Raw genomic sequence first — 25708 nt, forward strand, 5'->3', positions numbered from 1 at the left:
TTACGGACCGCCGATTCCGTGGCCGCGCCCGCCCCGGGAGTGTTCGAATGAGTACGTGAACTCTGAACAATCCGAGGAGCCACGGCGTACCGAGCAGGGCAGCCCGATCGGCCGCCGGGTGTTCCTCGGCACCCTCGGCCTCGGCGCGCTCGGTGTGGTGACCGCGCCGGTGCTGCAGCGCGTCACCGAGTCGGTGCTCGGCACCTTCTCCGGGAAGGACCCCACGGGCCTGACCGGGCTTCTCCCGAACGGCGGCGGCTTCCGCTACTACTCGGTGACCGGGTCGGTGCCGACCAAGACCGCCGCGAACTACCAGCTGAAGATCGACGGACTGGTCGACAAGCCGCACACCTACACCCTGGACGACCTGCGGGCCCTGCCGCAGACCAAGCTGGTCAAGGACGTCCAGTGCGTCACCGGCTGGCGGGTCCCCGACACGCCCTTCGAAGGTGTCCGCCTCTCGCACCTGCTGGACCTGGCGGGTGTCCGGGACACCGCCAAGGCGATCCGCTTCACCTGCTTCGACGGCGCGTACACCGAGAGCCTCACCCTCGACCAGGCGCGCCGGCCGGACATCCTGGTCGCGCTGCGCATGCAGAACAAGGAGATCAGCCACGACCACGGCGGCCCGGTCCGCCTCTATGTGGCCCCCATGTACTTCTACAAATCGGCCAAGTGGCTCTCCGGCATCACGGTCACGGACAAGGTCCAGCCCGGATACTGGGAGAAGCTCGGCTACGACGTCGACGCCTGGGTCGGCCGCTCGAACGGACGCGACGATGACCCTACGAGCTGAGGCACCGGCCGCGACGGAGCGGCTGCACCGGTTCACCGCCGCCGAGCGCTGGATCCACCGCACGACGGCCGCGCTGATGGGTGTCTGCGTGCTGACCGCCGCGTGCCTCTACATCCCGGAGCTGGCGGTTCTCGTCGGCCGCCGCGAACTGGTCGTCCGCATCCACGAGTGCGCGGGCCTCGCCCTGCCCGTCCCGGTCCTCCTCGGTCTGGCCTCCCGCGCCTTCCGCGCCGACCTGGGCTTCCTCAACCGCTTCGGCCCCCACGACAGACTCTGGCTGCGGGCCGCTCTGGCCCGCGACAAGCGCCCGTCCTCCCGGCCGGCGGGCAAGTTCAACGCGGGCCAGAAGATCTACGCGAACTGGATCGCCGGCGCGACCCTGGTCATGCTGGCCACGGGCCTCATGATGTGGTTCACCCACCTCACGCCCCTGATGTGGCGCACCTCGGCCACCTTCGTCCACGACTGGCTGGCACTGACGATCGGCGTCGTCCTGGCGGGCCACGTCGGCATGGCCATGGCCGACCCGGAGGCCCGCCGGGGCCTGCGGACGGGCAAGGTGAGCCGAGAGTGGGCGAAGCGCGAGCATCCCCTGTGGCGACCATAGCCCTGCGGCACGAGGGCGGGTGCCTGCTGAAGGGACACCGACGGGAGCGAGACTTCGACGGGGTCTGCTGAAGGGACACCGACGGGAGCGAGACTTCGACGGCCGGTTCGGCACCGCCGACCACCACCGCCGTGGCTGATCGCCGTCCCGGCGGAGGAAACCTGCCGCAGGCCCACTGCATCCCGCCGCAACGGTGATCAGCCGGGACGGCGGAGTCCGACGGTGCCGGGCCGGCCGTGCCGTCGGGCTTCGGCGGCAGTCTCAGGCCTCGAAGTCCAGCAGCACCTTGCAGGAGCTGCTTCGGTCGGCGGCCAGCCGGAACGCCTCCTCGGCCTCCCGTACCGGAACGACCGCGCTGATCAGGCCGTCGAACGCGGGCTCCCGGGCCAGCAGCTCCAGCGCCTCGTCGAACTCCCCGTCGAAGCGGAACGCGCCCCGGAGTTCGATCTCCCGGCTCACCACCAGGTTCCCGGCGAACGGGGACCGGCCCGGCGGCAGCATGCCCAGCTGGACGACGACGCCACCGCGGCGTACCAGCCGTAGGCACGTGTCCAGGCCCGCCGCCACCCCCGACGCCTCGATCGCCACATCGACCTCCGTCGGCCATCCGGAGTCCGCGGGATCGTCGGCCCGTACGACCGTGTCCGCCCCGGCGATCGCCGCGTAGCGCAGCGCCTCCGGGAGCAGATCGGTGACCGTGACATGGGCCGCGCCCGCCGCACGGAGCGCCGCCACCACCAGGCAGCCGATCGGGCCGGCCCCGGTGACCAGCACATGCTTCCCGGCCACCGCCCCGGCCCGGCGCACCGCGTGGAGCGCGACCGACAGGGGTTCGGCGAGTGCGGCCCGGCGCAGGCCGAGCCCCTCCGGGAGGGGCCGCAACTGGCCCGCCGGTACGGCCAGCCGCGCCGCGAACCCGCCCTGGACGTGCGGGAAGCGGGCCGCGCTGCCGAGGTAGCGGGTGTCCCGGCAGACGTTCGCCCGGCCGTCCGCGCACTCCGGGCAGACCCCGCACGGAGTCGCCGGGTGCACCGCGACCGGCAGGCCCGCGAGCGGCCCGGTGACGGCGGTGCCCACCACCTCGTGGCCCAGCACCATCGGTTCGCGCAGCCGGAAGTCGCCGACCCCGCCGTGCCGCCAGTAGTGCAGGTCCGAGCCGCAGACACCGCCGTAGCGGACGTCGACCAGGACCTGGCCGGGGCCGGGCTGCGGGGACGGCAGTTCCGCCACCCGCAGGTCGCCCTCACCATGGATCACACAACCCAGCATCCGCCCCGCCCCTTTCACAGCACGCTCGTCATGCCACCGTCGACGTACAGCACCTGTCCGCTGATGAAATCGGCGGCGGGGGAGGCGAGGAACAGCACCCCGCCCACCAGGTCCTCCGTACGGCCCCACCGGCCGGCCGGGGTGCGGCGGCGCACCCAGGCGCTGAACTCCTCGTCGTCGACGAGGGGCCGGGTCAGCTCGGTCTCGATGTAGCCGGGGCCCAGGCCGTTCACCTGGACGCCGTGCGGGCCCCAGTCGGCGCACATGCCCTTGGTGAGCATCTTCAGCGCGCCCTTGGTCGCCGCGTACGGCGCGATGCCGGGGCGGACCACCTCGCTCTGCAGCGAGCAGATGTTGACGATCTTGCCGTGGCCGCGGGCCGTCATGTGCCGGGCCGCCTCCCGGCCCACCAGGAACGCGCTGGTCAGGTTGGTGTTCAGGATGCGGTGCCAGTCCGTGTCCGTGAACTCCAGGAGCGGGGCGCGCAGTTGCATGCCCGCGTTGTTGACCAGGATGTCGAGCGGGCCCACCCGCTCCTCCACCTCCGCGATGCCGGCGGCCACCGACGGCCCGTCGGTCACGTCGAACGCGGCCACATGGGAGCCGGGGATCCCGGCGGCGGCCTCGGCCAGCCGGTCCGGGTCCCGGCCGTTGAGGACCACCGTGCAGCCGGCCCGGGCCAGGCCCCGGGCCAGCGCGTGGCCGATGCCCCGGCTGGAGCCGGTGACCAGGGCGGCCCGGCCGCTGATGTCGAAGAGGGGGTGAGCCGTCATCGTCGTACCGCCTAGATCACGAGGGACAGGAGGAGGACCAGACCGCCCGCGACGACCGAGATGATCGTCTCCATGACGGACCAGGTCTTGAGGGTCTGGCCGACGCTCAGTCCGAAGTACTCCTTGACCAGCCAGAAGCCGGCGTCGTTGACATGGCTGAAGAAGAGCGAGCCGGCGCCGATGGCGAGGACGAGGAGGGCGGTGTGGGCGGTCGACATGTCGGCCGCGAGGGGAGCCACCAGGCCCGCCGCCGAGACCGTGGCGACCGTCGCCGAGCCCGTCGCGAGCCGGATCGCCACCGCGATCAGCCAGGCCAGCAGCAGCGCCGGTATCGACCAGTCCTTGGAGATCTCCAGGATCATCTGGCCCACACCGCAGTCGATCAGCGTCTGCTTGAAGCCGCCGCCCGCGCCCACGATGAGCAGGATGCCCGCGATGGGCATGAGGCCCTTCTCGACGGTCCGCGAGACCCGCTCCCGGGAGAACCCGGCCGGGCGGCCCAGCGTGAAGATGCCGACGATCACGGCCGCGAGGAGGGCGATCAGAGGGGAGCCGATGACGTCGAAGACGCGCTGGACGGTGTGCGTCGGGTCGTCGACGACTATGTCCACCAGCGCCTTGGCCAGCATCAGGACGACGGGGAGCAGGATCGTGGCGAGGGTGGCGCCGAAGCCGGGACGCTTCTCCAGCTCCTCCGACGGGCGCTGCGGGAGCATCCGGTCGGGGGCCTGGACGTCCACCCAGCGGGCGGCGACCTTGGAGAACAGCGGACCGGCGATGATCACGGTCGGGATCGCGACCAGCACGCCCAGGGCCAGGGTCACACCCAGGTTCGCGTGGACCGCGTCGATCGCGACCAGCGGGCCGGGGTGCGGCGGCACCAGGCCGTGCATCACGGACAGGCCCGCGAGGGCCGGGATGCCGATGCGCATCAGGGAGTAGTTGCCGCGCTTGGCGACCATCAGCACCACCGGGATGAGCAGCACGATGCCGACTTCGAAGAAGAGCGGCAGGCCGATCACGGAGGCGATCAGCACCATCGCCCACGGCATGGCGCGCCCGCCGGCCTTCGCGAGGATCGTGTCGACGATCTGGTCCGCGCCGCCGGAGTCGGCCAGCAGCTTGCCCAGGATCGCCCCGAGCGCGATCAGGACACCCACGCCGGCGACCGTGGAGCCGAGGCCGGTGGTGAAGCTGGTGATGACCTTGTCGAGCGGTGCCCCGGCGAACGCGCCCAGCGCGAGCGAGCCGATGGTCAGCGCCAGGAAGGCGTGGAGCTTGAACTTGGTGATGAGCAGGACGATGACCGCGATGCCCGCGAGCACGGCGATGCCCAGCCGGGCGTGTCCGGCCGAGGTGATGGGCGCGACGGTGTCCGCTGCCAGCATCTCGACGCTGAGTCTGGTCACGGGGTTCCTTGGAGTTGTGGGGACGAAGGGGGAGTGGGGCGTTCGGTTACCGCGGGGTGCGGTCGGGCAGCGCGTCCAGCGCCCGTACGGCGCGGGCGGTGATCTCCTCGGGGGTGCCGGAGACGTCCACGGCGACGCCGGGTTCGTCCGCCGCCAGCGGTTCGAGCGTGGCGAACTGGGAGTCCAGCAGCGCCGTCGGCATGAAGTGACCCTGCCGGTGCGACATCCGGTCCTCGATGAGCTTCCGGTCGCCGGTGAGGTGCACGAACACCACGCCGGGGGCGGCGGCGCGCAGCCGGTCGCGGTACGACCGCTTCAGCGCGGAGCTGCTGACCACCCCGCCCAGCCCCTCCCGCCCGTGCGCCCAGGAGCCGATGGCGTCCAGCCACGGCCACCGGTCGGCGTCGTCGAGCGGGTGCCCGGCCGACATCTTGGCGATGTTGGCGGGCGGGTGGAAGTCGTCGCCCTCGGCGTACGGGACGCCGAGCCGGGCGGCGAGCAGGGGACCGATCGTGGTCTTGCCCGTACCGGCTACGCCCATCACCACGACGACGTGGGGGGTCCGCATCGCTGCCTCGCTGTCTACCTCGGGGGTTCCTCGACGAGACGGCGCATGCCCTCGACGAGCGACACCGGCCTACGACATCCGGTGTCGGCCTCACTGAAACCCATTAGGTACGACGAATTCAAGGGTGTGTGACATATAAGTCTGACTTTTTAGGTCTGTGATCCACTCGGTACGCTGAGTGCATGAGCACACCGGGCCGGGGGCTGCACGGCCGCGTACTGGACTCCCTGGGCCCCGCGATCACCGCGGGCGAGTACCCGCCGGGCAGCGTCCTGCGCACGGACGAACTGGCCCAGCACTTCGCGGTGTCCCGCTCCGTGATGCGCGAGGCGGTCCGGGTGCTGGAGTCCATGCACCTGGTCGAGTCCCGCCGCCGGGTGGGCGTGACGGTCCGGCCCAAGGCCGCCTGGAACCTCTACGACCCGCAGGTCATCCGCTGGCGGCTGGCGGGCGCCGACCGCCCACACCAGCTGCGCTCGCTCACGGTGCTGCGCTCGGCGATCGAGCCGGTGGCGGCGGGCCTGGCGGCGAAGCACGCCACGGCGGAGCAGTGCGCCGAGCTCACCGAGTGCGCGCTCGGCATGGTGGCGAACTCACGCGGCCACAAGCTGGAGGGGTACCTCGTCCACGACATGGCGTTCCACCGGGTGATCCTGGTCGCGTCCGGCAACGAGATGTTCGCCCGGCTCGGCGACGTGGTGGCCGAGGTCCTCGCGGGCCGTACCCACCACGAGGTGATGTTCGAGGACCCGGACCCGGCCGCCGTCACCCTCCACGTCCAGGTCGCCGAGGCGGTACGGGAGGGCGACGCGGCCCGCGCGGAACAGCTCACCCGCGAGATCACGGTGGGCGCCCTGCAGGAGTTGGACATCCTCGCGCCGTAGGTCCTCGGGCAGTCCCCGAAGCCCTAGTCCTGGAACTCCCCGTCCACGTACACCCAGGCCCCGTCCAGCCGCTCGAACCGGCTGCGCTCGTGCAGTGAGCCGCCCTTGAAGGAGGCGCGGAAGGTCACGGTGCCGGTGGTGTGGAAGGCCGAACCGTCGGTCGTCCCCAGGATCTCCAGGCCGGTCCAGCGCATCCCCGGCTCGAAGTCGATCCGGGGCGGGCGCGTCCGCGGATGCCAGGTCCGCAGCAGGTACGTCTCGTCGCGCTGGACGAAGGCGCTGTAGCGCGAGCGCATCAGCCGCTCGGCCGTGGGCGCCACGGCCGCTCCCCGGAGGAACCGGCCGCAGCACTCTTCGTACGTCTCCGCGAGACCGCACGGGCAGGCGGGGGTGGGGACCGGGGCGGAGCCGTGCTGCCGCTTGGACTGCGAGGTGCGTCGGGACATGGGCTCCATTCTCGACGATCCGCCCGCCTGTCCCGACGATCCGCCCGCCTAGGCCGACTCGGCGTTGGTGGGCGGCTGGGCCGGACGCGCCGGGACGGTCTGGACGGGCAGCGCGGGCAGCGCCGTACGGTGCACCCAGGCGTCGAGGAGACCGTCCAGGGGCTCGTCCGCGAACCGGTTCACATGGGCCGTGAACATCGCCGTGGTCACGGCCCCGCCGCGGTGCAGCCCCGCCCAGGCGCGCAGCATGTGGAAGAACCGCTCGTCGCCGAGCGCGCAGCGGATCGCGTGGATCGTGACCCCGCCGCGTTCGTAGAGCCGGTCGTCGAACATCGCCTTCTTGCCGGGGGCGGCGATCCGGATGTCCTGCGGCATCCCGGACAGCAACCGGTGGGCCACGGCGGCCAGTTGCTGGGCGCTACGGCCGCCGGACCGCTCCGACCACAGCCACTCCGCGTACTTGGCGAGCCCCTCGTTCAGCCAGATGTGGCGCCAGTCGGCGATCGACACGCTGTTGCCGAACCACTGGTGGGCGAGTTCGTGCGCCACCAGCCGCTCCGAACCCCGCGCCCCGTCCACGTGGTTGGCGCCGAACAGCGACAACCCCTGGGCCTCGACGGGGACATCGAACTCCTCGTCGGCGACGACCACGGCGTACTCGTCGAAGGGGTACGGCCCGAACAGCCGCTGGAACAGGTCCATCATCGCGGGCTGCCGTGCGAAGTCCCTTGAGAACTCCGGCAGTAGATGGGCCGGTATGTGGCCGTGCATCGGCACCCCGCCGAAGCCCGGGTCGCCCAGCAGCACGGTCTGGAACTTGCCGATCGCCAGGCTCACCAGATAGCTCGACGTCGGCGCCGCCTGCTCGTACACCCAGGTCGTCGTGGACGCCTTGGTGGTACGCGTGAGCAGCCGGCCGCCGGCCACCACCGAGTACGCCGACGGGCAGGTGACCGAGATCAGGTACGACGCCTTGTCGGCCGGCCGGTCGTTGCACGGGAACCACGAGGGCGCGCCGGTCGGCTGGCTCGCCACCAGCGCGCCGTCCGTCAGCTCCTCCCAGCCGATCCCGCCCCAGGGGCTGTTCACCGGCTTGGGGTTGCCCGACCAGTGGATCTCCACCGTGAACGCGGCCCCCGCCCGCAGCGGCTTCGCCGGCTTGATCCGCAGTCTGCCGCCCCGGTGCGTCCAGTGCGGCTGGCGGCCGTCCACCCGGATCCGGCCGATCTTGAAGTCGGCCAGGTTCAGCTGGAACTCGGGCAGCGCGGCACGGCCCGCGATCGCGTTGATGCGGGCCATGCCGGAGAGGCGATTGGGTCCGGGCCGGTAGTCCAGCATGAGCTCATAGCGATGCACCCGGTACCGGGAATCGCCGTTGTCCGGGAAATACGGGTCCGGACCCGCTGACTGCTGCACTGCCACTTCCGCGTTCGCTCCCTGCGCCTTGCTGGAACCGTCTCTCGGTGCGCCGATGCCCGCGGCAACCGAGCGGCCCGCGCTCAGGGACGCCATGCCTCGATCGGATTGCCGAGCCAGCGGGTGTCGTCGGGAACCGACTCCGCCGCCATGACGAGCGACGCGGGACCCAGGGTGGTACGGGCCCCGATCATGCTGCCGGGCAGCACGATCCCGCCAGGACCCAACGTGGCGCCCTCACGGAGAACAACAGTATCCGTCCGCAAGATCCGGTCGTGGAAGAGGTGAGTCTGCAGCACACACCCGCGGTTCACGGTCGCCGCGTCCTCCAGGGTCACCAGATCCGTCTCCGGAAGCCAGTAGCTCTCCACCCAGACACCCTTGCCGATGCGCGCCCCGAGGCCGCGCAGCCAGGCCGTCATCAAGGGTGTACCCGGAACCGAGCCCGCCAGCCACGGCACCGCCAGCACCTCCACGAAGGTGTCCGCCAGCTCGTTGCGCCACACGAACGAACTCCACAGCGGGTGCTCCCCGCTGCGGTGCCGCCCGACCAGCAGCCACTTGGCCAGCACGGACACCAGGCCCGCGGCCGCACCGGCGCCGAGCAGCACCAGGCCGGACAGCAGCGGCGCCCACACACCGAGCGCGCACAGCGCCGCGACCGTCAGTCCGGCCAGCGCCACCGAGCACAGCACGGGCACGATCCGGCACGTCTCCACCAGGGCCCGCGCCCACAGCAGCCGCGCCGGCGGCTCGTAGGTCCGGCTCTGGTCTCCGTCGGCCGCGCTGCGCGGCAGCTTCACCGGCGGCAGCCCCAGGTACGAGGTGCCCTTCTTGGCCTTCTTCGGCGTCGCCGACAGCACACCCACCAGACCGCCGTCCGGCACACTGCGGCCCGGCGCGGTCATCCCGGAGTTCCCGAGGAACGCCCGCCGCCCGATCTCCGCGCGCCCGATCCGCACATAGCCGCCGCCGAGCTCGTACGGCGCGGTCAGCGTGTCGTCGGCGAGGAACGCGCCCTCGCCGACCGTCGTCAGGCTCGGCAGCGCGAGCACGGTCGACACCTCGGCACCCCGCCCGATCCGCATCCCGAGCAGCCGCAGCCACACCGGCGTGACCAGTCCGGCGTACAGCGGGAACAGGGTCTCGCGGGAGCGGTCCATCAGCTGGGACACGGTCCACGCCTGCCAGCCGATCCGGCTGTGCGTGGGATGCGTGCCGACCCGCAGGCGCAGGCTGAGCAGTCGTACGAAGACGAGGATGAGCAGGGCGTACGCGAGGCCGAAGGCCAGCGTCGCCGGGACCAGGGCCAGCGACGCACCCCGCAGGGCCTCGGCCAGGCCGTCCCCCGGGGCCACGAAACGACCGGCGACCAGCAGCGCGACGGCACCGGCGAGCACCGGCAGCGCACTGAGACCGAGGCCCGTCAGGCCGTACATCACCCGCCAGTACGTGCCGCGCTGCGGCCGCTGCTTGGGCCAGTTCCGCTTGGCCTTGCCCAGCTTGACGGCCGGGGCGCCGGCCCAGCGCTGACCGGTCGGGATCTGCCGGGTGACCGCCGAACCGGGGGCCACCTCGGCCCGCTTGCCGACGCGGGCGCCAGGGAAGAGCATGCTGCGCGTGCCGACGACCGCGTGGGCGCCGATCCGGACCGCGCCGATCTCCAGGCGGTCGCCGTCCAGCCAGTAGCCGGACAGGTCCACCTCGGACTCCACGGCCGCGCCGCGTCCCACCCTGAGCAGGCCGGTGACCGGCGGCAGCGAGTGCAGGTCCACGTCGGGACCGATCTTGGCGCCGAGCGCCCGCGCGTACCGCTCCAGCCAGGACCCGGTCAGCGTGGTCGCCCCGCTGAACTCGGCCAGCCGCTCCGCCGCCCACAGCCGCAGATGGACGGAGCCGCCGCGCTCGTACCTGCCGGGCTTCACACCGCGCAGCAGCAGCCGCGCGCCACCGGCCGCGATCGCGATCCGGCCGGGCGGGGTGAACAGGGCCACCGCGCCGAGGCCGACCAGCCACCAGGGCGCGGTGGGCAGCCAGCCGTAGCCGCTCAGCACATTGCCGAGCGCGGCGAGGACGACCGTCCAGCGCAGCCCGAGAAGGGTGAACAGCGGGAGCAGCAGCAGGAGCTGCACGAACTGGGCGGAGCGGGGCACCGGGGCGATGGTGCGCTGCGCGGAGTCGTCGTGCGCGGACTCCTCCAGGCGGCGGGCCAGCTTGCGCAGCACCGGCTGCTGGTAGATGTCGAGGACGGCCGCGCTCGGGTAGCGGGTGCGCAGCCGGGTGGTGAGCTGGGCGGCGGACAGGCTGCCGCCGCCGATCGCGAAGAAGTCGTCGGCGGCGCTGCCCACCGGGATGCCGAGGACCTCGGTCCACTGCTCGGCGAGCCAGGCCTCGGTGCCGTACAGCTGCTGGGCCGGGCCGCCGGTCTCCAGGCCCTCCAGGGGCCACGGGAGGGCGTTGCGGTCGACCTTGCCGGAGGTACGGGTGGGCAGCTCGGCGACGGGCGCGAGCAGCGGGACGAGGGCCGCGGGCAGCTCGGCGCGCAGCTTCTCGACTGCGGCCGCGTGGTCCCAGCCGTCCTGGGTGACGACATAGCCGACCAGGAGCTGGTTGCCGCTGCGCGCGGTCCGTACGGCCGCCGCGGCGCCCGCGACACCGGGGAGCGCCTGCAGGGCCGCGTCCACCTCGCCGAGCTCGATACGACGGCCGCCGAGCTTGATCTGCTCGTCGGCGCGCCCGAGGAAGACCAGCCCCTCGCGGTCGGCCCGCACCAGGTCACCGCTGCGGTACGCCCGCTTCCAGCCCAGCGACTCCAGGGGCGCGTACTTCTCCGCGTCCTTCTCGGCGTCGAGGTACCGGGCCAGGCCTACCCCGCCGATCACCAGCTGGCCGCTCTCGCCCAGGGCCACGGGCTCGCCCGCGTCGTCCACGACGGCGAGCTCCCAGCCGTTCAGGGGCAACCCGATGCGGATCGGCTCCTCGCCGGTCATCAGGGCGGCACAGGCGACCACGGTGGCCTCGGTGGGCCCGTAGGTGTTCCAGACCTCGCGGCCCTCGGTCACCAGGCGCTGCGCCAGCTCGGGCGGGCAGGCCTCGCCGCCGAAGATGAGGAGGCGGACGTCGTTGAGGGTCTCGGGCTCCCAGAGCGCGGCCAGGGTCGGCACGGTCGAGACGACGGTGATCTCCTGCTCGACCAGCCAGGGGCCGAGATCGGCGCCGCTGCGGACCTGGGAGCGGGGCACGGGCACCAGACAGGCGCCGTAGCGCCACGCCAGCCACATCTCCTCGCAGGAGGCGTCGAAGGCCACCGAGAGGCCCGCCATGACCCGGTCGCCGGGTCCGATCGGCTCCTCGGTCAGGAACAGCGCGGCCTCGGCGTCCACGAAGGCGGCGGCGCTGCGGTGGGTGACGGCGACGCCCTTGGGCTTGCCGGTGGAACCGGAGGTGAAGATGATCCAGGCGTCGTGCTCGGTGCCGGGGCGTCCGGCGGTACGGCCGTCCGTGCGCCGGACGTCGATGTGCAGCCCCTCGCCGAGGACGGCCGCGACCTCCGCTTCCCCGAACACCAGTGCGGCCCGTTCGTCGGGGTCCTCGGCGTCGACGGGCACGTAGGCGGCACCGGCCGCGAGGGTGCCGAGCACGGCGATGTACAGATCGTTGGTACCGGACGGCACCCGCACGCCCACCCGGTCGCCGAGCCCGATCCCCGCCGCGGCGAGCCGCCGCCGCAGCCGCTCCACCTCCACCGCGAGCGCGCGGTAGGTGAGCTGGGTGGTGCCGTCGTCCAGTGCGGGCTCATCGGGGTGAGTCCGTACACTTGCTTCGAAAACGTCCACGAGCGTGCGCGGCGACGCTGCCGCCCCGGCCGAAAATCGGGCCGTGTCCCCGAACTCCTCGCGGATCTCTTCGTCGAGCAGGCCGAGAGCACTGCTCTCGTCTATGGCTGCCATCCGGTCCTCGCGTCTCGTTCCCGGAACCCTCCGGGGCGCCGGCGGGTTCCCAGGTGTGCCTGGGGGTGTCCGGGTCCGGCTGGGTAACAAACCGGAAATGTTAGTACGACGCTAGGCTTCCGTTCATCTGACAGCCACTCGAAAGCCGCCGTTCGGGCTAGTCGTTTAAACCTTAACAAACCTCTGACCAGGCATGATCCGCCCGTGACGAGAGATGGACCACACAGCGTGAGACGGGCCAACTCCGCGTGTCCGAAGGTGTGTACGGCGACGGCCGGTGCCGTGGCGGGGAGGGGAGTGGGTCGCCACGGAACCGGCCGTCGCGGTGGTGGGGTCAGGCGGCGCTGACCTCGGCCCAGATGGACTTGCCCCAGGGCAGATTGCCCACGCCCCAGCGGCCCGAGCACAGCGCGTCCAGGATGAGCAGCCCCCGCCCCCGGTCCCGTTCGACGGAGATGGGGCGCAGCCGGGGGTGGCGGCTCAGCGGGTCGTGCACCTCGACCCGGGTCCGGGAGCCGTCGGAGTCGATGAGGAGCCGGACCGGGTCGTCCGGGTCGGTCTCGTAGCGCAGGGAGTTGGTGACCAGCTCGCAGGTGACCAGGGCGACCGCGGCGATGTGGTCACGGGAGGCGCCCGGGGCGTGGTGTGTGATGAAGTCGCTCACGAACAGCCGTGCCGCCCTGGCCGACTGAGGCTCGCTCGCCAGTAACAGGACGGGCGGCGGGGCGACTTGCAGTGCACGGATTTCGGTCGTGGTGCTCCGCTGGCGTTCGATCATGTGGATCCCCTCACGGGCATGTCCCAACGCAGGCACGGTGCTTCGCCATGCGAGTGCGGTCACTTTCGTATTTCCCGGATTCATGGTGCCTTCACGGCACAGTCGATCGCAATACGTCCCGCATGATGTGAAAAATTGCGCATCTCCTTGGGAGACTTGCGGCACATGTCGTCAGCCGGTGGCGAGGGTCGGGGCGGCCACGGCAGACTGTCGGGCAGTTCACCGGACAGAAGGGGGATCCGTGAGCACGCCCACGGTGCGCCGGCGACGGCTCGGTGCGAAGTTGCGCGAACTGCGCGGCGAACTGACCCTCGACGAGGTCGCGGAGCACTCCGAAGGAGCCTTCGTCTCCTCGAAACTGTCCCGGATGGAGACCGGCAAGACGGCCCCCAAGGCAGCGGACATCCAGGCGCTGCTCACCCTGTACGCCGAACTCGGCCGTGACGTCAGCGACGAACTGCGCGCGGCCCTGATCACGCTCACCAAGGAGGGCGGCCGGCGCGGCTGGTGGCACTCGTACCGGGGTGTCCTCACCCCGGTGTACGAGGACCTGATCAGCCTGGAGGCGGAGGCCGAGACGGTCTCCACCTGGCAGCTGGGCATGGTCCCCGGACTGCTCCAGACCGCCGAGTACGCCCGGGAGATCATCCGGGCGACCGCCATGTCCGAGGCGGTCGAGGCACGGGTCGACGCGCTCGTCGAGGTACGGCTCGCACGCCAGGCCGTCCTCACCCGCGACAGCGACCCGCTGGCGCTCTGGGCGATCGTCTCCGAGCAGGCACTGCGCTCCACCACCGAGGATCCCGCCCTGATGTACGAGCAGTTGGGGCGCCTGCTTACGATGGGGCGGCGGCCGAACATCAACATCCAGGTGTTGAGATCGGACGCTCCCCTCCACGCCGGGCTGACCGGCACCTTCAGCATCCTGGGCTTCGGTCCGCACACGGACCTGGACGTCGTCCACCAGGAAGGGCTGACTTCCGCCCTGTACATCGAGGAACGTGATCGGGTCTCCACGCACCGGGCCGCGTGGCAACGCCTCACGTCTGCCGCCGAGTCCGTCGAGGCGTCGGTGGAACTGATCACCCAGATAAGGAAGAACGAATAGCGAATGAAGCACGTTGACGACGCGTCGACTCTGCCGGTGACCTGGTGGAAGTCCTCGGCGTCCGCATCACAGTCCGACTGCGTGGAATGCGGGATCGTCGACGGGGCGACGGTCGCCGTCCGCGACAGCAAGCGGCCCGACGGGCCCGCCCTGCTGGTCGGCCGGGCGGCACTCTCCGCGTTCACCTCCGCCGCGGCCCTCGGGTACGGCCGAATAGGCCGCGCCGGCTGACCGGGCCGCAGCGACCGGGTCGCCCGTACCCCTTCCCCGGAAAACCGGAAACCCCTGCCCGGCAGGGGTTTCTTTCCCGCCCGCTACGCCAGCACCGCGCGGAAGGCGCGCTCGCCGATATCGTGCATCAGCGGGTTGTCCGCCGAGTGCGACAGGAAGACCAGGGACAGGGCGAGCGCCCACCCCCGGGCCCGCTCCCATGTCGCGTCGTCCGCGCGGCCGTACGCCCGCCGAAGAACGGCACGCTGCTGCGCGGTGAACAGCATCCAGGCCACGGACAGGTCGGTGGCAGGATCACAGGGACCGAAACCTCGGCGGCAGGCATACGGCGAACTGTCACAGCGAGAACTCCACGGCGGTGACCCGGCGTGCTCGGCGGTCGCAGGGGAAAGCAAAAGACCCCTGATCGACAGGGGTCTCAGCTGGTGTCCGAGGGGGGACTTGAACCCCCACGCCCGATAAAGGGCACTAGCACCTCAAGCTAGCGCGTCTGCCATTCCGCCACCCGGACAAGGTGTCTGTCGTGCGGGGTTTCCCCCGCGGCGACGAAGGAAACACTACCAGGCTTTCAGGGGCGGCCGATCACACCCCGTACCGGGGCCGCCGGGCGTGAACGGCGTGTGACGGGCCGGGACCGGTCTTGGGGTCGGAGCGGGAAGGGAGAGAGGATGGCGGGGACCGGCCGGCAGTGACAGCAGGAGGAATCGACGTGAGCGAGACGGACACGGCCAAGGGCGTCACCGGTGAGGACGAGGTCGTCGACCTCTGCCGCGAGCTGATCCGGTTCGACACCAGCAACTACGGCGACCACTCCGGGCCCGGCGAGCGCAAGGCCGCCGAGTGGGTCGCGGAGAAGCTCGCCGAGGTCGGCCTCGACCCGGAGATCTTCGAGTCCCACCCGGGCCGCGCCTCCACGGTGGCCCGCATCGAGGGCACGGACCCGTCCAGGCCCGCCCTGCTGATCCACGGCCACCTCGACGTCGTTCCGGCCAACGCCGACGACTGGACCCACCACCCCTTCTCCGGCGAGGTCACGGACGGGTGCGTGTGGGGCCGGGGCGCCGTCGACATGAAGGACATGGACGCCATGACCCTCGCGGTCGTGCGTGACCGGCTGCGCAGCGGGCGGCGGCCGCCCCGGGACATCGTGCTCGCCTTCCTCGCCGACGAGGAGGCCGGCGGCACCTACGGCGCCCGGTACCTGGTCGACAGCCACCCCGGCCTCTTCGAGGGCGTCACCGAGGCGATCAGCGAGGTGGGCGGCTTCTCCTTCACCGTGAACGAGCAGCGGCGGCTCTATCTGATCCAGACGGCCGAGAAGGGCATGCACTGGATGAAGCTGAAGGTGGCCGGCACCGCCGGGCACGGCTCGATGATCCACCGCGACAACGCGATCACCGAACTCTCCGAGGCCGTGGCCCGGCTCGGCCGGCACACCTTCCCGGTGCGGGTCACCAAGACCACCCGGGCCTTCCTCGACGAGCTGGGCGACGCGCTCGGCACCGAACTGGACCCCGAGGACATGCAGTCCACGCTGGCCCGGCTCGGCGGCATCGCCAAGCTCATCGGCGCGACGCTCAGCAACACCGCGAACCCGACCCAGCTGAACGCCGGTTACAAGGTCAACGTGATCCCCGGCGAGGCCACCGCGCACGTCGACGGCCGCTTCCTGCCCGGCCACGAGGAGGAGTTCCTCGCCGACCTCGACCGGATCCTCGGCCCGAACGTGGTCCGCGAGGACGTGCACTCCGACAAGGCCCTGGAGACCAGCTTCGACGGGACGCTGGTGGAGGCCATGCAGTCCTCGCTGCTCGCCGAGGACCCGACGGCCAAGGCCATCCCCTACATGCTCTCCGGCGGCACCGACGCCAAGTCCTTCGACGACCTCGGCATCCGCGGCTTCGGCTTCGCGCCGCTCAAGCTGCCGCCGGAGCTGGACTTCGCGGGCATGTTCCACGGGGTGGACGAGCGGGTGCCGGTGGACGGTCTGCAGTTCGGTGTGCGGGTGCTCGACCGGTTCATCGACGCGTCGTGAAGCCATGGCTTCGGCTAATCGGGCGGCTGTGCGAGGTGGACTGAAAAGAGTGAATGCGACGATAAGCTCGTAGCTCCATTACTCCCTCCTCGTTACAGGTAATGCGATCCGCTACTTGGGACCGCATTGCCAACAAGGAGGAATAATGCTCAAGAAGGTCGTCGCTGCTGCGGCTGCCACTGGTGGTCTGGTTCTCGCGGGTGCGGGCCTGGCCGTCGCCGACGCGGGTGCTCAGGGTGCCGCCGTGGGTTCCCCGGGTGTCGTCTCCGGCAACGTGATCCAGGTTCCCGTGCACGTCCCGGTGAACGTCTGCGGCAACACGATCTCGGTGATCGGGCTGCTGAACCCCGCCTTCGGCAACACCTGCATCAACAAGTGACGCCGACTCCCTGAGGGGCGTCTTTCCGTCGGCCCCGGAGCGCGCGCCACGCGCTCCGGGGCCGACCGGTTTTTCCGCGGGTATTCCGCACGGAATGTCCGCGGAATGCAAAGGTCAGGATCCAAGGCAGGGGGGAATTCAGAAATGCGACAAGGGACCCGTAAGGGGCTCATGACCATGGTCGCGGCGACCGGTGTGATCGCCGCGGCGAGCGGCTACGCCCACGCCGACTCGGGGGCCGTCGGCTCGGCCGCCGACTCACCCGGCGTGCTGTCCGGCAACACGGTGCAGGCGCCGGTGCACGCGCCGGTGAACATCTGCGGCAACACCGTGAACGTGATCGGCGCCCTCAACCCGTCGGTGGGCAACAAGTGCGCCAACCACGGTGGCGGAGGCGACACGACGGGCGGTTACGGCGGCTACGGCGGCGGCCACGAGGCGCACGGCGGCTCACACGCCGGCGGGCACACCGGGGGCTCGCCCGGTGTCGGGTCGGGCAACACGGTGCAGGCGCCGATCGACGCACCGGTGAACGTGTGCGGCAACAGCGTCAACGTGATCGGCATCGGCAACACCGCCGTGGGCAACGACTGCGCCAACGGCGGGGGCCACGGAGACCACGACGGCCCCGGCGGCGACCACCCCACGCCTCCGCCGGGTCATGGCGGACACGGTGGTCATGGCGGGCATGGCGGGCATGGCGGGCACGGTGGTCATGGCGGGCACGGACATGGGACGCCGCCCGGTCATGGCGGGCACGGAAGCGTCCCGCCCGGTACTCCGGGCCAGCCGGGTACTCCGGGCCAGCCGGGTACTCCGGGCCAGCCGGGTACTCCGGGCCACCCGGGTACTCCGGGCCACCCGGGAACGCCAGGTCACCCCGGAACCCCGGGGCAGCCGGGTGGGCCGGGGCAGCACCTGGGGGCGCCGGGTCACTCCGGGAGTGGGGCCGGCCCGACCGGCGGCCGGGTCTCCTCCTCCGTCGGCCCCCTCGGCAGCACCTCGGTGACCCAGCCCGGCCCGGCCGTCGCGCAGCTCGCGCACACCGGCAGTGACCTGCCGCTGGGCCTCGCCCTCCCGGCGGGCGCGGGCGCGGTGCTCGCGGGCGCGGTGCTGTACCGCAGGGCGCGCGCCGCGGCGTAAGCACACGGAAGGTGACGCTCCCGCGGCGCTGCGTGGAACGGAACGGGCCCCGTCACTGCGGGGCCCCTTCCGTCATTCGGCCAGTCTCACCATGTGGCACGCACCTGGCGGATGATCCGCCGGCGCAACCGCACCCTGCGGCTGCCGTCACGCATGAGGCTCAGTCGGTCCAACTCCCAGTGTCCGTACTCGGCATGGTCCGTCAGCAGACGTGTGGCGTCCTTGCGGGAAACCCCGCGAGGTACGTACACGTCGACAAATTCGTATTCCGGCATCGCATCTATTGTGCGGGCTGGTGCCCGGTACGGATAGCGTCTGCACTATGTCTGATGCTGCGCAGCCCACCGCTGCCGAGGTACGCGCCGCCGCCGAGGCGGTCAAGACCGCGCTCGACCGCCATCTGGCCGCGGTCGAACGCAGGTCGGGGGAGGACGACCCCGCTGTCTACGAGGCGTTCAACCAGCTGGCCGCGGCCGCCGAGGTCTACGACGAGCTGCTCTACGACCGCTACGACGAGGTCACACCCTTCGAGATCCCCGGTGCGGAGGACTCGCTGCCCCCGTATGCGGGCCCCGAGGAACCGAACGCGATCAGTGTGCTGATCCGCCGCGACTACGCCGTGGCGGAACCGCAGCGGCTGCTGGCACAGGCCCAGCGGGTCGAGGCGGCGGAGTACGACGACGGTCCCGGCGCGGACCAGGACGCCGCCGGCACGATCCACGGGGCGCTGGGGATCCTGTTCGGAGAGTTCGAACCGGACGAGATCGCCTCCCGGCACAAGGAGTTCGGCCTGGAGGAGGGCGACTCCACGCTGTGGGTGACCGCGGCGGACGAGCCGGCCGAGCCGGGGGAGTGGCTGGAGGCACCGTTCGAGGCGGTCGATCCGCAGCGGGTGGTGTGCAGGTTCGACGTGAGCGCGGTCTTCGACGACGAGGACGACGAGGACATCGAAGGCGCCGGAGACGCCGAAGACGTCGAGGACACCGACGAACTGGACGAACTCGACCTCGAGGAGGACGGGGAGCTGGAGCCCTTGGACGCCGAGCGCTGACCGCTGGTTGAACGGCCGGCCGGTGGTGCCTTCCGGGGGTGAGGCCGGATGGGCGCCGCCGGCCGGCGGCACGCCGGGGCAGGCTCCCCGGCGTGCCGTTCAGTTCGCGGCCGGGACCTGTGTCTTGAGCAGGAGCGGGAGGCGGGTCGTCCGGGGCTTCGGCAGGGCTTCGGACACCGCTCTCGGCAGGGCCTGCTCCACGCCGTGGACCACCGACAGATGGCGCTCAGCCCTGCTGAACGCCGTGTACACCCAGGGGCGGCTGAGGGACTGGGCCGCGTCACCGGGGAGGACCACGACCGCCGCCGGCCACCGGCTGCCCACCGCCTGGTGCGCGGTCAGGGCCCAGCCGTGGCGGACGGACTGCTCCACCCGCTCCTTCGGTACGACGACGGTCACCCCCGCGCACGACAGGTGCAGTCCGTCGGCGTCGGCCGTCACCACCTGGCCCGGGACCGTACGGCCCGGGGCGGGGGAGTAGGCGATCCGGTCACCGGGGTCGAAGCCGCCGAAGCGGCCGGGGCCCGGATTGAGCCGTTCCTTGAGGACGGTGTTGAGGGCGCGGGTGCCGGCCGCGCCGCCATGGCCCGGGGTGATCACCACGGTCTGTTCGGCGGGGACGCCGATCGCACGCGGCACGGAGTCGGCGACCAGCTGCACCGTCCGGTGCACCGCCTCGCCCGCGTCCCGCACCGGCACGATCACGATCTCCTTGCCGGGCGCCTCGACCTGAAGGAGCTCGCCGACGCCGATCCCGGAGACCAGCTCGCCGAGCGGACCGGGGTCGGGCGTGCGGGAGGCGATCTGCGGGCAGACCCGGGCCGCCAGCAGGTCGGCGAAGACCCGCCCGGCACCCGCCGACCACAGCACCGCCGGATCGCCGCTCAGCACCAGCCGGGCCCCGTCGGGCAGCGCCTCCACGAGGATCGCCGCGTCCTCCACGTCCAGTTGGGGCGCGTCCAGCACGATCAGCAGGTCGAGGGCGAGCGCACCGTCCGTGTCCCGGCCGGGGCCCTCCGCACCGGAGAGGAGACCGGCGACGGTGCCGACGGCTTCCCCGCCGTCCGCCGACAACGCGGTGGGACGGCGGCGTCCGTCGGGGGCGTGCGTGGCGGCGAAGGCGCGCAGCCCAGCGGCGCGGGCGGCGGTCAGCAGGGCCGCCGGTTCGGCGCGGGCCGCCTCGCCGCCCGTGTGCAGGACGAGGCCGTGCCCGGCGACCGCCCTGGCCAGCTCGGCCGCGCCGCCGGAGGCCGCCGCGGCGGCCGCCTCCCAGGGCTCCGAGGCGTCCTTGGACAGGGAGTTGACCAGCCGGGCCAGTCCGTCGGCGAGGCTCTCCTCGGCCAGCGCGTACCGCTCGAGACCGACCAGGACCCGGACCGGCCGCTCCTCCTCGTCGTCCTCGGGCTCGGGGGCGCCCGGATCCAGCGCGTCCTGGAAGACCAGCGCCTCGCCCTCGGCGATCGCGTCCTGCACGGCCGCCTCCGGGTCGTGCACCGCCCGCTGGGCCAGCGCGGCGGTGAGCGCGGGCATCTCCAGCGCGGTGTGCCCGGCCACGGCGGCCTGCTCGAGGAGCCAGCCGGTCACCGCCCGGCCGCGTCGCTCGTCGTCCGGACCGCACTCCGCGCCGAGCAGCGCCCGCGCGAACCCGTCGGCCTGGTCCGGGCGTACCCCGGAGACCCGGAGCAGGTGCCAGGGGTCCTCCCGCAGCAGCGCGTCGGCTCCCTCGCCGAGGGCGGCGGTGACCTGGGGCGCGAGCGACTCGGGCGCACCGCCGTCGGCGAGGACACGGCGTACCGCGGCGACCGCCTCCGCGGCGGGCGCGACGGCGGCAGGGGCGGCGGGCTGTGGCCGGCGGACCGGCTCCGGGGCGGGGGCAGCCCGGCGCGGAGCCGGCTCCGGGTCGCCGAACGCGGTGGCCGCCGGCTTCTCGCCGCCCTCCACCGCCCGGATCGCCGCGAGCAGATCGGCCGCCTTGCCGCTCAGCTTGGCCCCGCTCTCGATGGGCCCCGTCCGCTCGGCCTTCCGCCGCTCGATCCGCTCCCGCTCGACCTGCTGAGCGGCCAACTCGGCCTCGGCCTCGGACCGCTGGGACCCACCTGCCGACCCGCCGTCCCCCGAACCGTCTCCGCCGTCCGCCACGGAGCCGACGGAGGCCTCGCCGCCCCGAGCCTCGCTCACTCCACCGACGCCACCCGGGTCCGCCGCGTCGCCTCCGTCGCTCTCAGGAGCCGCGGCGGCCGCATCGCCGCCCTCGACCGCGTCGTCCTCGATCGCGGCGCCGTCGTCCCCGTTACTCCCCGGGGCCGCGGCCGTGCCCGCGGCGGCCGCATCGCCGCCTCCGATCACGCCGTCCTCCATCGCGTCACCGTCGGCTCCGCCGCCCTCGGCCCCGTCAGCCCCGTCGTCGCCCCGGCCGCCCGTGTCGGCCGCGCGGGCATCGGCGTCCGGCGACTCGCTCGCCCCGGTCGTGCCGGCGGTGAGGTCCGCGGCCTCCGTCGTCCCCTCGGCCGTCGTTGCCCCGTCGGCCTCGGGCTTGGCGCCCAGCCCCGGCTCCGTGCTCACAGCGTGCTCCAGTCGTGATCGGGATAGCGGTGCACGGGCGCCGACACATCGTCCAGCGCCCGGCAGATCTCGTCAGGAAGACTAAGGGCCTCCACTGACAATGCCGCCGTGAGCTGCTGCGCGTTGCGCGCGCCGACGATCGGCGCGGTCACGCCCGGCCGGTCCCGCACCCAGGCGAGGGCGATCTGCAGCGGTGTCACCGCGAGCCCGTCCGCCGCCGTCTGCACCGCGTCCACGATCCGGCTCGCGGTGTCGTCGAGGTACGGCGCGACGAACGGTGCGAGGTGTTCGGAGGCGCCGCGTGAGTCCGGGGGAGTGGAGTTGCGGTACTTCGCGGTGAGCACGCCGCGGCCCAGCGGGGAGGACGGCAGCAGGCCGATGCCCAGGTCCAGCGCGGCCGGCAGCACCTCGCGTTCGACGCCCCGCTGGAGCAGCGAGTACTCCAGCTGGGTGCTGGACAGCCGGGTGCGGGTGCCGGGCGCCGCGAGCTGCCAGGTCGCCGCCTTCGCGAGCTGCCAGCCGCAGAAGTTGGAGACCCCGGCGTAGCGGGCGCGGCCGCTGCTGACGGCCAGGTCGATGGCCTGGAGGGTCTCCTCCAGCGGGGTGTCCGGGTCGTAGGCGTGCACGTGCCAGACGTCCACGTAGTCCGTGCCCAGGCGGGCGAGCGAGGCGTCGAGCGCGGCGAGCAGATGGCCGCGGGAGCCGTCGAAGCGGCGGTCGGGGTCGGGGACGCTGCCCGCCTTCGTCGAGATGACCAGGTCCCGGCGTGGCACCAGGCCTTCCATGAGCTGTCCGAGCAGATACTCGGCCTCTCCGTCGCCGTACACGTCCGCGGTGTCGACGAGGGTTCCGCCGGCCTCCCAGAACGCCTTCAGCATGTCCGCGGCGTCGTGCTCGTCGACGTCCCGGCCCCAGGTGAGGGTGCCGAGTCCGATTCTGGACACGCGCAGGCCGGTCCGGCCGAGATGCCTCTGCTCCATGCCCGCGAGATTACTGGCCAGAGTTGCTGCGTTGGGTTGCCTGTGGATAACCGATTTTCCCCACCACGTGCAGCTCTGTCGCGCCCGCTACGCCCGCACCGGAATTCTCCGCGCTAAGGTCTCTCGCAACAGCGACGTTACTGATCGGTAAGGGGAACGGCCATGCAGCTCGGGATCAACCTCGGCTACTGGGGCGCCGGGATGGACGGGGACAATCTGGCCGTGGCGCAGGAGGCCGAGCGGCTCGGTTACGCCGTGTGCTGGGCCGCCGAGGCCTATGGCTCCGACGCCGCCACCGTGCTCAGCTGGGTCGCCGCGAAGACCGAGCGCATCGACGTCGGTTCGGCCATCTTCCAGATCCCGGCCCGGCAGCCGGCCATGACCGCGATGACCGCCGCCACCCTCGACTCCCTCTCCGGCGGCCGCTTCCGGCTCGGCCTCGGCGTCTCCGGACCCCAGGTCTCCGAGGGCTGGTACGGCGTCAAGTTCGACAAGCCGCTGTCCCGCACCCGCGAGTACGTGGAGATCGTGCGCAGGGCGATGTCCCGGGAACGGCTGACGTTCGAGGGCGAGCACTGGACGCTGCCGCTGCCGGGCGGCCCGGGCAAGCCGATCAGGCTGACCGTGCACCCGGAGCGCGAGCACATCCCGGTCTACATCGCCGCCATCGGGCCGAAGAACCTGGAGCAGACCGGTGAGATCGCCGACGGCGCCCTGCTGATCTTCCCGTCCGCCGAGCATCTGGAGGAGACGGCCGTCAAGTACCTGCGTGCGGGGCGGGAGAAGGCCGGGAAGACCCTCGACGGGTTCGACGTCTGCCCGACGCTGCCGCTCGCCGTCGGCGACGACAAGGACGTGGCCGAGCTCGCCGACACCTTCCGCCCGTACACCGCCCTCTACGTCGGCGGTATGGGCAGCGCCAAGCAGAACTTCTACAACCAGCTCGCCCGGCGCATGGGCTACGAGCGGGAGGCCGCCGAGATCCAGGACAAGTACCTGTCCGGCGACAAGAACGGGGCCGCTGCCGCGGTTCCGCAGGAGCTGATCGACCAGACCACGCTGCTCGGCTCCGTGGACCGGATCGCCGACCGCATGAAGGCCTACGCGGCCGCCGGGGTCACCACGCTGTCCCTCGCCCCCGCCGGCTTCACCCTGGACGAGCGGCTCGCCTCGCTGCGGGCCGGCGCCGAGGCGGTGGAGCGCGCCGGGCTCGCGTAGCCACCGGGCCCGCAGCGGGGGAGAGGTCCACGGCCGTGGTGGGGGCTCGGGGGGTCTTCCCCGCCACGGCCGTCACGGAGAACAACGCGCCCGTGCCCGCGCGGTTACGCCCCCGGTGCGACCCTGGTGCTCCTCCGTTCGGCCGAGTCCGCCCGCACAACTGTTGCCATGGCCTCGATGCGGCATTTGACTCGTTTTTTGCGGGTTCGGTGAGTCCTCCAGAGAGGTGCCCACGATGCTGTCGGCCAGGAGTCTGTTCCAGGAGATCCTCGACAACGACGAGTCGTTCCGGCTCTTCTGCTCCATCGCGGCCAGCGGGGAGTCCCAGGGCGGCTGGGAGAACGCGCGGATCGCCGCGCTGGTACCGCGGAGCGAACGCGACCTGGCCCCCAAGATCACCCGCCATGGAGCCGACGAGGACAAGCACGGCCGCATCTTCGACGCCCTGCTCAAGAAGCGCGGGCTGACACGCGTTCCGGTACCGCCGGACACCGATTACACGATGCTCCTGGAACGGCACGGGATCGGGCTCGCCCACCACCGGCTCCGGTCCGACCGGCCGCTCACCGTACCGGAGATCGTCACCTACCTCGCCCACAGCCGGGTCACCGAACAGCGCGCCGCCGAGCAGATGGAACTGCTGCACCGGCACTTCGCCGACCACCCGGACCTGGGGCGCGCGGTGAAGATGATCTCCCACGACGAGGACAACCACCTCGCCTACTGCCACGAGGAACTGCTGCGCTTCGCGTACGCCGGACACGGCCACGCCATCCAGCGCACGCTGCGTGAGTGCGCCCTCGCCGAGATCCGGATCCACCGGGACGTCAGCCTCGCCGTCATGGCCCGCATGGGCCGCATCCTCGGCTGGCCGAAGGCCAGGACCGCGCTCCTCGCGGCCGGCATCCACGCCGACTACGCCTACGAGCGCGCCGCCGGCTGGCGCCGCATGGTCACGCTGCGGATGCCCGAGCGCAGGAACGCCCTGGGCGGCCCCGCCGCCCCCGCCCCGGAGTCCGCCTGACCGAGGGCCGCCTGACCGGCGGCCGGCGGCTCACATCCAGCCGCGGTGCTTGAACAGCCGGTACAGCACCCACTCCAGCACGGCCATGACCATGATCACCGTCGGGTACGACCAGTACCAGTGCAGCTCGGGCATGTGGTCGAAGTTCATGCCGTAGATCCCCGCGATCATCGTGGGGACCGCGGCCATGGCCGCCCATGCGGAGATCTTCCGCATGTCGTCGTTCTGCCGCACGCTCATCTGCGCGAGATGGGCGCTGAGGATGTCCGACACCAGCCGGTCCAGGGACTCCACCCCCTCGTTCACCCGCAGCAGATGGTCGTTGACGTCCCGGAAGAACGGCCGCGACTGGTCCTGCACGAAGGGCACCGTCATCGCCCCGCCGTACTGGCCCGCCCCCGCCAGCTTTGTCATGGGCAGGGCCAGCGGCACGGTGGCCCTGCGGAACTCCAGGATCTGCCGCTTGAAGGTGTAGATCCGCGACGCGGTGTACCGGGAGCCGCCGCTGCCCGGCGAGAACACCTCGGCCTCCAGCTCCTCCAGGTCGCTCTGCAACTCGGCCGAGACCTCCAGATAGTGGTCGACGATCGCGTCGGAGATCGAGTACAGCACCCCCGTGGGCCCGTGCCTCAGCAACTCGTGCTGCTCCTCCAGATGCCGCCGGATGTCCCCGAGCGGCGACGGCGTCCCGTGGCGCACGGTGACCACGAAGGAGTCCCCGATGAAGACCATCAGCTCGCCGGAGGTCACCGTGTCGCTCTTCGGCTCGTAGTTCACCGGTTTCAGGACGACGAACATCGAGTCGTCGTACACCTCCAGCTTGGGCCGCTGGTGGGCGGTCAGGGCGTCCTCGACGGCCAGCGGATGCAGCCCGAACTCGTCGGTGACCAGGTCGAACTCGCGCTCGGTCGGTTCGTACAGGCCGATCCACAGAAAACTGTCGCCACGCGTGCGTGCCTCCGCCAGCGCGTCGGAGAAGTCCTGCGGGGTCTCCGTCCGCTCCCCGTCCTGGTAGATGGCGCAGTCGACGATCACGGAGCGTATTCTCCCGTCGGCCGCCCGACCGCGCACTTCGGCGTGC

General features: G+C 71.9%; 24 protein-coding genes and 1 tRNA gene. 11 read left to right on the forward strand and 14 right to left on the reverse strand.

All coding sequences use genetic code 11. From position 1 onward, the window contains the following. Nucleotides 1-55 precede the first annotated feature (55 nt). Entirely contained in the window at nt 56-796 is a 741-nt protein-coding gene (locus ACIRR9_RS36045; protein WP_403760813.1) for a molybdopterin-dependent oxidoreductase, read from the forward strand. Beyond that, complete coding sequence (locus tag ACIRR9_RS36050) at nt 780-1403, forward strand: cytochrome b/b6 domain-containing protein (protein ID WP_403760816.1); 624 nt, start codon at nt 780-782, stop codon at nt 1401-1403. The genes ACIRR9_RS36045 and ACIRR9_RS36050 overlap by 17 nt, the downstream gene beginning before the upstream one ends. Nucleotides 1404-1664: 261 nt before the next feature. Here ACIRR9_RS36050 and ACIRR9_RS36055 read toward each other — a convergent pair whose 3' ends face one another. From ACIRR9_RS36055 to ACIRR9_RS36070, 4 genes are read right to left on the reverse strand one after another with little or no spacing between them, the layout of a single operon-like run. Then, the gene (locus ACIRR9_RS36055; RefSeq protein WP_403760819.1) at nt 1665-2672 is read right to left on the reverse strand and encodes an L-idonate 5-dehydrogenase; all 1008 of its coding nucleotides are present in this window, start codon (nt 2670-2672) and stop codon (nt 1665-1667) included. Between the two features lie 14 nt (nt 2673-2686). Further along, nucleotides 2687-3445 carry an SDR family oxidoreductase gene (locus tag ACIRR9_RS36060; protein WP_403760822.1) on the reverse strand — a complete coding sequence of 253 codons (759 nt, stop codon included), beginning with the start codon at nt 3443-3445 and terminating at the stop codon, nt 2687-2689. A gap of 11 nt (nt 3446-3456) precedes the next feature. Then, nucleotides 3457-4854, reverse strand: a complete 1398-nt coding sequence (locus ACIRR9_RS36065) for a gluconate:H+ symporter (protein ID WP_403760825.1) — start codon at nt 4852-4854, stop codon at nt 3457-3459. Nucleotides 4855-4900: 46 nt separating this feature from the next. Continuing rightward, complete coding sequence (locus ACIRR9_RS36070; RefSeq protein WP_403760828.1) at nt 4901-5422, reverse strand: gluconokinase; 522 nt, start codon at nt 5420-5422, stop codon at nt 4901-4903. A 182-nt stretch (nt 5423-5604) separates the two neighbouring features. On the opposite strand from ACIRR9_RS36070, the gene ACIRR9_RS36075 reads away from it, so the two are divergent. Further along, complete coding sequence (locus ACIRR9_RS36075) at nt 5605-6306, forward strand: FadR/GntR family transcriptional regulator (RefSeq protein ID WP_123978327.1); 702 nt, start codon at nt 5605-5607, stop codon at nt 6304-6306. 23 nt (nt 6307-6329) lie between these two features. On the opposite strand, the gene ACIRR9_RS36080 is transcribed toward ACIRR9_RS36075, so the two are convergent. From ACIRR9_RS36080 to ACIRR9_RS36095, 4 genes are all read right to left on the reverse strand, one after another. Continuing rightward, nucleotides 6330-6752: a YchJ family protein gene (locus tag ACIRR9_RS36080; protein WP_403760831.1), complete on the reverse strand. Its 423-nt coding sequence runs from the start codon at nt 6750-6752 to the stop codon at nt 6330-6332. Nucleotides 6753-6800: 48 nt separating this feature from the next. Beyond that, nucleotides 6801-8174 carry a M1 family metallopeptidase gene (locus ACIRR9_RS36085; RefSeq protein WP_365346502.1) on the reverse strand — a complete coding sequence of 458 codons (1374 nt, stop codon included), beginning with the start codon at nt 8172-8174 and terminating at the stop codon, nt 6801-6803. Nucleotides 8175-8251: 77 nt separating this feature from the next. Then, nucleotides 8252-12118, reverse strand: a complete 3867-nt coding sequence (locus ACIRR9_RS36090; protein ID WP_403760834.1) for a Pls/PosA family non-ribosomal peptide synthetase — start codon at nt 12116-12118, stop codon at nt 8252-8254. Between the two features lie 334 nt (nt 12119-12452). After that, nucleotides 12453-12896, reverse strand: coding sequence for an ATP-binding protein (locus tag ACIRR9_RS36095; RefSeq protein WP_365346483.1), 444 nt, complete (start codon nt 12894-12896; stop codon nt 12453-12455). A gap of 241 nt (nt 12897-13137) precedes the next feature. On the opposite strand from ACIRR9_RS36095, the gene ACIRR9_RS36100 reads away from it, so the two are divergent. Together ACIRR9_RS36100 and ACIRR9_RS36105 are read left to right on the forward strand one after the other, a co-directional pair. Then, nucleotides 13138-14004: a helix-turn-helix transcriptional regulator gene (locus tag ACIRR9_RS36100; protein ID WP_123978331.1), complete on the forward strand. Its 867-nt coding sequence runs from the start codon at nt 13138-13140 to the stop codon at nt 14002-14004. 3 nt (nt 14005-14007) lie between these two features. After that, nucleotides 14008-14235, forward strand: coding sequence for a DUF397 domain-containing protein (locus ACIRR9_RS36105; RefSeq protein ID WP_365346481.1), 228 nt, complete (start codon nt 14008-14010; stop codon nt 14233-14235). 83 nt (nt 14236-14318) lie between these two features. On the opposite strand, the gene ACIRR9_RS36110 is transcribed toward ACIRR9_RS36105, so the two are convergent. Together ACIRR9_RS36110 and ACIRR9_RS36115 are read right to left on the reverse strand one after the other, a co-directional pair. After that, nucleotides 14319-14510 (reverse strand): hypothetical protein, encoded by a 192-nt coding sequence (locus ACIRR9_RS36110; RefSeq protein ID WP_403760838.1) that lies wholly within the window; start codon nt 14508-14510, stop codon nt 14319-14321. A gap of 148 nt (nt 14511-14658) precedes the next feature. After that, nucleotides 14659-14746: transfer RNA gene (locus tag ACIRR9_RS36115), tRNA-Leu, on the reverse strand. A 198-nt stretch (nt 14747-14944) separates the two neighbouring features. Here ACIRR9_RS36115 and ACIRR9_RS36120 point away from each other — a divergent pair. The 3 genes from ACIRR9_RS36120 (at nt 14945) to ACIRR9_RS36130 (ending at nt 17792) form a co-directional block, all read left to right on the forward strand. Further along, nucleotides 14945-16270, forward strand: a complete 1326-nt coding sequence (locus tag ACIRR9_RS36120) for a M20/M25/M40 family metallo-hydrolase (RefSeq protein ID WP_403760841.1) — start codon at nt 14945-14947, stop codon at nt 16268-16270. 145 nt (nt 16271-16415) lie between these two features. After that, a complete protein-coding gene (gene chpH, locus ACIRR9_RS36125) occupies nt 16416-16649 on the forward strand; it encodes a chaplin ChpH (RefSeq protein ID WP_365346477.1) in 234 nt (77 codons plus the stop codon). A 144-nt stretch (nt 16650-16793) separates the two neighbouring features. Further along, nucleotides 16794-17792, forward strand: coding sequence for a chaplin (locus tag ACIRR9_RS36130; RefSeq protein WP_403760844.1), 999 nt, complete (start codon nt 16794-16796; stop codon nt 17790-17792). An 86-nt stretch (nt 17793-17878) separates the two neighbouring features. On the opposite strand, the gene ACIRR9_RS36135 is transcribed toward ACIRR9_RS36130, so the two are convergent. Next, the gene (locus tag ACIRR9_RS36135) at nt 17879-18067 is read right to left on the reverse strand and encodes a DUF5703 family protein (protein ID WP_007380901.1); all 189 of its coding nucleotides are present in this window, start codon (nt 18065-18067) and stop codon (nt 17879-17881) included. Nucleotides 18068-18114: 47 nt separating this feature from the next. On the opposite strand from ACIRR9_RS36135, the gene ACIRR9_RS36140 reads away from it, so the two are divergent. Further along, nucleotides 18115-18843 carry a hypothetical protein gene (locus ACIRR9_RS36140; protein WP_403760847.1) on the forward strand — a complete coding sequence of 243 codons (729 nt, stop codon included), beginning with the start codon at nt 18115-18117 and terminating at the stop codon, nt 18841-18843. Nucleotides 18844-18942: 99 nt separating this feature from the next. Here ACIRR9_RS36140 and ACIRR9_RS36145 read toward each other — a convergent pair whose 3' ends face one another. Together ACIRR9_RS36145 and ACIRR9_RS36150 are read right to left on the reverse strand one after the other, a co-directional pair. Next, on the reverse strand, nt 18943-21201 hold the full coding sequence (locus ACIRR9_RS36145) for a helix-hairpin-helix domain-containing protein (protein ID WP_403760963.1): 2259 nt from the start codon (nt 21199-21201) through the stop codon (nt 18943-18945). 200 nt (nt 21202-21401) lie between these two features. Further along, a complete protein-coding gene (locus tag ACIRR9_RS36150; RefSeq protein WP_403760849.1) occupies nt 21402-22385 on the reverse strand; it encodes an aldo/keto reductase in 984 nt (327 codons plus the stop codon). Between the two features lie 162 nt (nt 22386-22547). On the opposite strand from ACIRR9_RS36150, the gene ACIRR9_RS36155 reads away from it, so the two are divergent. Both ACIRR9_RS36155 and ACIRR9_RS36160 read left to right on the forward strand, forming a co-directional pair. Next, on the forward strand, nt 22548-23603 hold the full coding sequence (locus ACIRR9_RS36155; protein WP_403760852.1) for an LLM class F420-dependent oxidoreductase: 1056 nt from the start codon (nt 22548-22550) through the stop codon (nt 23601-23603). Between the two features lie 235 nt (nt 23604-23838). Further along, on the forward strand, nt 23839-24627 hold the full coding sequence (locus tag ACIRR9_RS36160) for a ferritin-like domain-containing protein (RefSeq protein WP_403760855.1): 789 nt from the start codon (nt 23839-23841) through the stop codon (nt 24625-24627). A 30-nt stretch (nt 24628-24657) separates the two neighbouring features. Here ACIRR9_RS36160 and corA read toward each other — a convergent pair whose 3' ends face one another. Beyond that, nucleotides 24658-25662, reverse strand: coding sequence for a magnesium/cobalt transporter CorA (gene corA, locus ACIRR9_RS36165; protein WP_403259550.1), 1005 nt, complete (start codon nt 25660-25662; stop codon nt 24658-24660). Nucleotides 25663-25708 lie beyond the last annotated feature (46 nt).

Origin of the sequence: Streptomyces sp. NPDC101234 (assembly GCF_044767525.1) — a bacterium.
GTDB classification, from domain to species: Bacteria; Actinomycetota; Actinomycetes; order Streptomycetales; family Streptomycetaceae; genus Streptomyces; species Streptomyces sasae.